This window comes from Mycobacterium gordonae (assembly GCF_002101675.1).
Lineage (GTDB): Bacteria > Actinomycetota > Actinomycetes > Mycobacteriales > Mycobacteriaceae > Mycobacterium > Mycobacterium gordonae.
The window spans coordinates 47,601-55,478 of the sequence record NZ_LQOY01000119.1 but is presented as its reverse complement, the minus strand read 5'-3'; the positions used below and the strand labels follow the sequence as shown (position 1 = coordinate 55,478).

The 7,878-nt window shown below is 69.9% G+C and carries 7 protein-coding genes; 2 read left to right on the top strand and 5 right to left on the bottom strand.

What is annotated here, in order from left to right; all coding sequences use genetic code 11:
• On the top strand, positions 1-1,708 hold a 1,708-nt coding region (locus AWC08_RS36625), incomplete at its 5' end, for a PE-PGRS family protein (protein ID WP_159460009.1).
• Positions 1,709-1,717: 9 nt separating this feature from the next.
• Here AWC08_RS36625 and AWC08_RS19060 read toward each other — a convergent pair.
• From AWC08_RS19060 to AWC08_RS19050, 3 genes are read right to left on the bottom strand one after another with little or no spacing between them, the layout of a single operon-like run.
• Positions 1,718-2,932, bottom strand: a complete 1,215-nt coding sequence (locus AWC08_RS19060) for a GNAT family N-acetyltransferase (protein WP_069434849.1) — start codon at positions 2,930-2,932, stop codon at positions 1,718-1,720.
• Positions 2,933-2,958: 26 nt separating this feature from the next.
• Complete coding sequence (locus AWC08_RS19055; RefSeq protein ID WP_069434850.1) at positions 2,959-4,419, bottom strand: FAD-dependent oxidoreductase; 1,461 nt, start codon at positions 4,417-4,419, stop codon at positions 2,959-2,961.
• Positions 4,416-4,817, bottom strand: coding sequence for a hypothetical protein (locus AWC08_RS19050; RefSeq protein WP_065133599.1), 402 nt, complete (start codon positions 4,815-4,817; stop codon positions 4,416-4,418). Before AWC08_RS19050 ends, AWC08_RS19055 begins: the two co-directional genes overlap by 4 nt.
• Before the next feature lie 95 nt (positions 4,818-4,912).
• Between AWC08_RS19050 and AWC08_RS19045 the strand changes: the two genes are divergently transcribed.
• Complete coding sequence (locus tag AWC08_RS19045) at positions 4,913-5,488, top strand: TetR/AcrR family transcriptional regulator (protein WP_069434851.1); 576 nt, start codon at positions 4,913-4,915, stop codon at positions 5,486-5,488.
• On the opposite strand, the gene AWC08_RS19040 is transcribed toward AWC08_RS19045, so the two are convergent.
• A complete protein-coding gene (locus AWC08_RS19040) occupies positions 5,466-6,929 on the bottom strand; it encodes a flavin-containing monooxygenase (RefSeq protein WP_065133601.1) in 1,464 nt (487 codons plus the stop codon). The genes AWC08_RS19045 and AWC08_RS19040 overlap by 23 nt on opposite strands.
• Positions 6,926-7,870, bottom strand: a complete 945-nt coding sequence (locus AWC08_RS19035; RefSeq protein ID WP_232008062.1) for a patatin-like phospholipase family protein — start codon at positions 7,868-7,870, stop codon at positions 6,926-6,928. The genes AWC08_RS19040 and AWC08_RS19035 overlap by 4 nt, the downstream gene beginning before the upstream one ends.
• Between the last annotated feature and the right edge of the window lie 8 nt (positions 7,871-7,878).

The window sequence follows — 7,878 nt, the reverse complement described above, 5'->3', positions numbered from 1 at the left end:
TGGCAACGGCGGCAACGGTGGTACGGCCCAAATTACCGCTGGGGGAGCCGGTACCGCGATCGGCGGCGGCGGCGGTGCGGCGACTCACCTCGGTACCGGCAACGCCATCGGCGGCGATGGCGGGGTTGGTGGAGCCGGCAGCGCCGGTGCGGGCGGCTCAGGCGGAACGGGCGGCGACGGCGCCATCAATAACGCATCCTCAAAGGCTGGCGCCACGGGCGGCACCGGCGGAAAGGCCGGCGCCGGTACCACCGGCGGCAGCGGTGGGAGCGGCGGTGCGGCGACTCACCTCGGAACCGGCACGGCCGCAGCGGGTAACGGCGGGCTCGGTGGGAGCGGCAGCACAGGTCAGGGTGGCTCGGGTGGTAACGGCGGCAACGCAACCATCACCAACACGTCGTCAACAAGTGGCGCCACGGGCGGCACCGGCGGCGACGGCGGCACCGGTACCAGCGGCGGCAACGGCGGAAATGGTGGAAAGGCATCGACCAATGGCCTCGGAAACGTCACCCCCGGCAGCGGCGGGAAAGGTGGCACCGGCCTCACGGGTGGCGGCGGCAGCGGTGGCCGCGGCGGCAACGCGGAAGTCAGCAACGCTGCTTCAACGGTGACCGTCACCGGCGGCGCCGGCGGCAGCGGCGGTGACGGGATCAACAACTCCGGACCCACGCTGGGGCGCGGTGGGACCGGCGGCGACGCGAAGACCACCAGCACCACGGCGGACGCCTTCGGCGGCACTGGTGGGGTCGGCGGTGACGCCACTACCGGTACCGGCGGGCGTGGGGGCGGCGGTGGCGAAGCGCTCCACTCCGGGATCGGTACTGGAAACGCGATCGGCGGCGCGGGCGGTTCGGGCGGCGCCGGCGGGACGGGGGGCAGCGGCAACATCATCGACACGGCGTCTTCAGGTAACGCCAGCGGCGGCAAAGGCGGAGCCGGGGGCGTCGGCCCCGCAGGCGGGGGGGCAGGTGGCAGCGGCGGCACCGGGATCAACAGTGGGACCGGGAACGCGGTCGGTGGCACCGGGGCCGACGGCGCCGACGGTGGACTCACCGGTACCGGTGGAAGCGGAGGTTCAGGAGGTTCCGCCCTCATCAGTAACGGCTCGTCTTCGGGAATTGCCATCGGCGGCAACGGGGGAGCCGGACGTGGCGGCACCATCGGTGGAATCGGCGGAAACGGTGGTACGGCCCAAATTACCGCTGGGGGAGCCGGTACCGCGATCGGCGGCGGCGGCGGGATTGGCGGCGACGGCGTCACCGGCGGCGCCGGCGGAAGCGGTGGTTTGGCCAGCACCAACGGAATCGGCAGTGTCACCGGCGGAAACGGAGCCGCAGGCGGAGCCGGGACCAGCGGCGACGGCGGCAAGGGCGGCGCCGGCGGCGCCGCAACCATCAATCAAGTCGCCTCCACGGCTACGGCCACGGCGGGTGCCGGCGGGTCGGGCGGCGATGGCGCCAACGGTGGGACGGGCGGTAGTGGCGGCGCAGCCTCCACCAGCGGGACCGGGTCTGCCAAGGGCGGCAACGGCGGCGGTGGCGGCGACAGCTCGGCGACGAATGCCCAGGGCGGGTTCGGCGGCGACGGCGGCAACGCGCAGGCTGCCGTCGTGGCCAATGCCACGGCTGGCGTCGGAGGCAAAGGCGGAACGGGTGGTCCGCCCGCTGGTCTGCCGGGCGATGACGGGGCCGACGGAGTCGCGTCCTAGAGCGTCTGCTCAGAAGTAGAAACCGGCATACGGTGCGTCGGGCACCGCGAACAGGCGGTCGGCGGCGGCCAGCGCGGCAGCGTCCTCGGCCCGGGCCAGCCCCGCGACCGCGAGGCTCTGCCAGGATGCGCCGCCGAGCAGCACGGTGCCGAGTCCTTCGACGCCGACGTGCACCTGGGCTCGTTGGTCGGTGGGGCAGGCTCCGTCGCCGCTGATGGCGAACGTCGCCGAATTACGTTGCAGCACTGGATCGGTGACCGCTATGACAATGGCGTCGTCATCGTCGTAACTCCGTGCGGCAAGTGCTCGGTGCACGTCGAGGACGCGCAGCCAGGTTTCGTCATGCACGGCTGTCACCTTCGCCGCCCGCCGGTCGCGCAGCAGCAGCGGCAGCGGATCGTCGACCGGCAGCATCCAGAAGACAACGCGGTCAATAAGATCCAGCCCGAACAGGAAACGCAGCAGCCCGAGATGGGCGTCGACGGCGGGCGCGAAGAAGTCTTCGACCGCGATGGTGCGCTGGTCGCTGATGAACCACTGCTCGGTGTCGATCGGACGGTACCGGGCGAACCCGGACTCGGACCCGGGCTCGCCGTGCACAGCGACATAGGCTGGGCCAGAAGAAAATTCGCCTCGCAGCCGACGCGCCTGCCACCACACTGCCGGGCGGTCGATCGTTCCCGGCCGCGCCGGCCGCTGCTCGGCGTAGATGCGCGACAGGGTGTCCCATGCGGTGGCCGCATCCAGCAGCCGGACCGGGCCACCGGTGCCGACGTCGGGACGAAGCGCCGCGCGCGCTGTCTGAACTTCGACCGTTTGTGTCGAACTCGCCACGCCGTAGCCGTAGCGCCCGTAGATCGTCGCCTCCGATGCGCGCAGCGTCGCTACCACCTCGCCGCGAGCAGCGAAGTCGTGCAGCTGCTGGTGCACCAATTCAGTGGCCACGCCCCGGCGGGTGAACGACGGCAGCACCCCGATGTGGGTCACGGCGGCGTGGCTGACGATCGCGCCACCGGGAAGCGTCAGCCGGCTGGTCACGGCGTCCGCGGTGCCCACCAATTGATCGTCGACGAATGCCCCGATGGTGCGGCCGGGTTCGACCAGGGTGGCGATCTGCCCGGGCTGCAGCGCCTGTGCTGGGAATCCGACCATGGCGGTGCGAAACACGTTCAGCGCGGTCAGGAGATCTTCTTCGCGGTCGAGCACGCGGATGTCGGAGCCCATCAGGCCATCATGCCGCCTCGCCCACGCTATGAGTCTGCGGTGCGGGCGCCGCCCACTCGAACTTCTCCACCGGCAGCGCAGAGTGAACCCGTCCACAAGGCCAGCACACCCCGCCACGCAGCCTCGTCCCCGGAAGAGCCGGCCCACGCCACATACCCGTCGGGTCGCACCAGCAGCGCTGGCCCACGGTCGGCCCGCTGCGCCTGCGCCAGAAGGGTGTCTAGCGGCGCAGCCCCGCTCTCGCGAATCAACAAAAAGCCCGACTCGCTGACCCGGCCCTCCGTCAGCGGAACCTGGGTCGCGCGCGTGCCCACGAGCGGGCTCTCACCGCGCCGGCGCCGGTAGCGCAGGGTCGTTCCCGCGAAGCTTCCCGCCACCGCGTCCCGCACCCGCGGAACGCCAAGGAGTCTGGGCGCCAGAAAGTTTCGCACCGCGCGCGCTGGGCGTGGATGCAACGTCACTCCCCGCGCCAGCAGGCCGGACTGGAACAGCACCCGCTTGGCGATGGGATGCCGCTCGTCGTGGTAAGTGTCCAGCACGGCGTCGTCGGCACCGCCCAGCACCGCATCGATCTTCCACGCCAGGTTCACCGCATCCTGGATGCCGGTGTTCATGCCCTGCCCGCCCATCGGGGAATGCACGTGTGCGGCGTCACCGGCCAGGAATACCCGTCCGTGCCGGTACCGTCTGACTTGCCTTTCGTCGCAATGAAATCGGGACTTCCAGGTCACGTCCTGCACCCCGAGATCGACACCCATCGCCGCACCCAGGATGCCGACGATCTCGTCGTCGGACACGGGCTCGGTGTCGGGCACCTGATGGTTGCGATCCCACACCATGGCCCGGTACCAGGAGTCCCGGTTGTAGGGAGCCAGGAACGCGAACATGTCGCGCGTGCTGCCCACCTTCAATCCCTCGCCGGCCGGTGCATGTGCAAGCCTGACATCGGCCAGCACGATCGACGACAGAAGCGTCTTGCCGGGGAAGTCCGCACCCACCAATTCGCGGACCGTGCTGTGCGCCCCGTCGGCGCCGATCACATACCGTGCCCGCCAACACTGGCCGCCACCGGTGGTCACGCTCACCCCGTCCGCATCCTCATCCAGCGCGGTGACCTCGACGCCGCGCCGGATCTCGGCGCCCTGCGCCAGGGCGTAATCACGCAGCGCCGCATCGACATTGGTCTGCGGTGTGACCATCACGAACGGGTACGGCGAGTCGAGGTGGGTGAGGTCGATGCGCGCGCCGCCGAAGATGGTGACGCCCGGCGCCCGGTACGCGTCGGCGAGCAGGTCACCGGCCAGTCCCCGGGCGTCCAGAACCTCCAGGGTCCGCGCCATCGTGGCGAACGCCCGGCTGGCCTGGCTCACCGACGCCCGGCGTTCGAGCACCGTCACCGAACGTCCGGCCCGGGCCAGGTCGCCGGCGGCGGTCAGTCCGGTCGGTCCGGCGCCGACGACGACGACGTCAACCTCATGCGTGGTCATCGGGTCACCGCCTCCGGATACCAGCGACGGATGTCGTCAGGCGTGGACTGGGCGCCGCGGTTGAAGACGAACCGGCAGCCGGGTTGGGTGATGTGCGCGGCGTTGACGATCGACTCGAACAGCAGGGTGTTGTTCGCGACCAGGCGGACACCGGCGCCGATGAGGACGGCGTCGTAGCGGTTGGCTTCCAGCCAGCGACGCGCCTTGTCGGCTCCCGCCTCGCCAAAGTCGATCAGGCAGTTGTCGACCTGATAACCGGCCGCGCGCAGCGCGGCGACGTTGTCGTCGTTGGCCGCCCGCAGCCGCTCCTTGGTCAGTCCGGGGAACTGCGCAAAGTCGGGTGAGGAGTAGTCGATCACCTCGGGATCGAGCCCGATCTGGATGGCTGTGACGGCCATGGCCGCGGCCTCCCGTCTTGAGTTCAACAACTGTTGAAACCAACGTTAGACCCCGGCCGGCGACTGTGTCAACAGCCGTTGAATACACTGCAGTGATGCCCCCGAAGGTGCGTGACGGAGAGACCACCCGAGCGACGATTCTGGCGACCGCACGGTCGCAGTTCGGTGAGCACGGCTTTGAGCGCACCACCATTCGGTCGATCGCCGCGGCGGCCGGCGTGGACCCGGCGCTCGTCATGCACTATTTCGGTAGTAAGGCCGAATTATTCGCTGCTGCTTCACGATTCGACATCACGTTCCCCGACCTCTCCGACGTGGCGCCCGACCGGATTGCCGACGTCCTGCTGCCGCTTTTCGTCTCGGTCTGGGGTCCGGAAGGCCCTTTTCTGCCGCTGCTGCGCGCCGCGGCCACCAATAAGGCAGCCGCCGCGGCGATGCTGGAGGTGTTCGTCGACCGCGTCGCCCCTGCCCTGGCCGCGGCCGTCCCGGACCGGGCCGCTGAGCGGGCCGCACTGGTGGGCGCGCAGGTGCTGGGCCTGGCTACGGCGCGTTACATCCTGTGCATCCCCGCGCTGGCCGAGATGGACGACGCGCAGCTCATCGAGTGGCTGCGGCCGGTGCTCGCGCACTACCTGACGGGGTCGGCGCTCACAGGGTCGACGCCGGCCTGATGTCGAAGTGCGCCGGTTCCGGTGCCGCGAGCATCGACGTCAAGGTCGCCCGGTCCCACGGCCACAGGTCGATCGCGTTGCCCTCGGTGCGGTACCAGGAGTTACAGCCGGTGTTCCAGACCGTCGGTGTCATCGCTTCTGCCACCGCGGCATTGAACTCGTCGGTCGCCTCCTCGGTCACCTCGATCGACGAGGCGGCACCGTCGCGCAGCATTTCCAGGAACCGTGCGACGTAGTTGGCGGTCCGTTCGGCGGAGTACTGCAGCGATATCGATCCGGTGGGGGAGTTCGGGCCCAGCACGGTGAACAGGTTGGGAAACCCCGGAATTGCGGTCATCCGGTAGGCGCGCGGGCCGCCGGCCCACGCTTTGTCGATGGTCAGGCCGTCGCGCCCGGTGATCTCCATGGGCCGCATGTAGTTGTGTGCCTGGAAGCCGGTCGCCAGCACGATGACGTCGGCTCGGCGATGCCGGCCGTCCGCGGTCTGGACTCCGGCCGGGGTCACCTCGGTGATTCGGTCGGTCACCAACTCGGCGTTGCCGGATTGGATTGCGCGGTAGTACGTTCCGGAGACCACCTGACGTTTGCACAGCGGCTGGTAGTCCGGTGTGAGCTTCTCCCGCAACGCGTCGTCGCGCACCTGTAGCCGCAAACACAGCCGGGCATAGTTCTGCACCAGCCGACGTCGCCACGACGGGCGAGTGGTGACGTCGGCCAGAATCCCCGACGCCCACAACAGCGTTCGATACATCCGATCGTGGCCGCCAGGAAACCGTCGCAGTGCTGCGCCAAGTAACGCGCTCTGGCGCAACGACATCGGCGCCCACAGTATCCACTGCGGCGACCGCACATAGTGAGCAATCGAGGCGGCCTCCGGTTGCAGCGCGGAAATGATCTGCACGCCCGTGGAACCCGTACCGATCACCGCGACGTGTCTGCCGCGCGTGTCGACGGCGTCGTCCCAGCGCGCGGTGTGCACCACCGGCCCGGGGAATTCGTCGAGACCGGGGATGTCGGGCGTCGCCGGATGATGCAGTACCCCGGTCGCGCAGACGACCACGTCCGCCTCGATCTCCGCACCGGCGGCCGTGGCCAGCGTCCAGCTCGCGCTGTCTTCGTTCCATTGCGCGGCAACGACTTCGGTGTTCAAACGAATCCGGTCGCCGAGTCCGAGCGAGTCGACCACGTCACGGTGATAGCGCTGAATATCGTTTCCCTCGGCCCAGATGTGCGACCAGTCGGGCTTCGGTGCCCAGCCGAACTGATAGAGCTGCGAGGGCACGTCGCAACGCAAGCCCGGGTAACGGTTCCAGTGCCACACACCGCCGACGTCGGATGCCTTCTCCAGCACGGTGACATCGGCGAAGCCGCGCTGGGTGAACACGTGCAGTGCGGTGATGCCCGCGAGGCCCGCGCCGATGATCACCACGCGCGGGCTCATGCGTCAATCTCGCTGTCCGCCAGGGCCCGACGCACGGTGGCGGGTGCGGTGGTCATCGCCGCCTCGAATGCCGCCCGGCGGCGGGCGCGATTCATGAAGTTGGCGCCCAGGCCGGCCAGATCGCCGGCGGTCGGCATGATCGGGACCACGCGCTGACCGCGGGCCCGCGCCGTGGCGATCTCGTTCCACAGTCCCGCCGACATCGGCCGCCTCAGCAGCCGGTCCTCGAGCACGCCGCCGATGCCCGGCACGCGGACACCGGGTGAAGAGGCCATCGGCGCGACGACATAGATAAGATCGGCGTCATCTGGGCCGACGAGATCCACCGAGGCGGTCGACGCCGCCCCGCCGTCGACGTAAGCGCGTCCGCCGACGGTCACCGACGGCATCCAGCCGGGGATGGCCCATGACGCACGAAGCGCTTCTCCCACCGTGGCTTTCGGCGATCCAGGGGCGCCGAACACGACCCGCCGGCCACCCTGGACGTCATAGGCCACCATCCGGGTGTCCGGATGGGCCAGCCAGCCGCCGGGCGACGAGAATCCGTCAGCCAACCGCTGCAGCCAGCCGGCGTCGCCGCGGCCGGTCGGCGCGATCCCGGTCAGCGCGGCCAGGCCGGACCGTGACCGCAGCAGCGCCGGATTGAGCAGCCGCGGTCGCGGCAACGGGGGCAGCCCGGGCGGTGTGTCGTCCAAGTGGCGGCGCAGCCGGTCGTCGGTGGCCTGGCCGCGGTGCATGGCAACCAGGTCGGCGACCGTCGCGCCGCCGCCGAGCATGGTGACGATCTCGGCACCGGCGGACGTCCCCTGCAGAACGCCAGCCTCGGCCGGTTCACTTCCGGTCTGCTCGGCCAACGCATGCAGGGCGGCCACAATCCACGCGCCACCTATCGTGCCGCCACAGCCGATCACCAGAGCCGTCTTCGAGGCCTTGTTCGTCACGGGTCTCC

Coding starts and splice junctions, on each gene's coding strand:
- AWC08_RS19045 (WP_069434851.1), top strand. CDS start 4,913: ATGCCCCCGAAGGTGCGTGACGGAGAGACCACCCGAGCGACGATTCTG.
- AWC08_RS19040 (WP_065133601.1), bottom strand. CDS start 6,929: ATGAGCCCGCGCGTGGTGATCATCGGCGCGGGCCTCGCGGGCATCACC.
- AWC08_RS19050 (WP_065133599.1), bottom strand. CDS start 4,817: ATGGCCGTCACAGCCATCCAGATCGGGCTCGATCCCGAGGTGATCGAC.
- AWC08_RS19060 (WP_069434849.1), bottom strand. CDS start 2,932: ATGGGCTCCGACATCCGCGTGCTCGACCGCGAAGAAGATCTCCTGACC.
- AWC08_RS19055 (WP_069434850.1), bottom strand. CDS start 4,419: ATGACCACGCATGAGGTTGACGTCGTCGTCGTCGGCGCCGGACCGACC.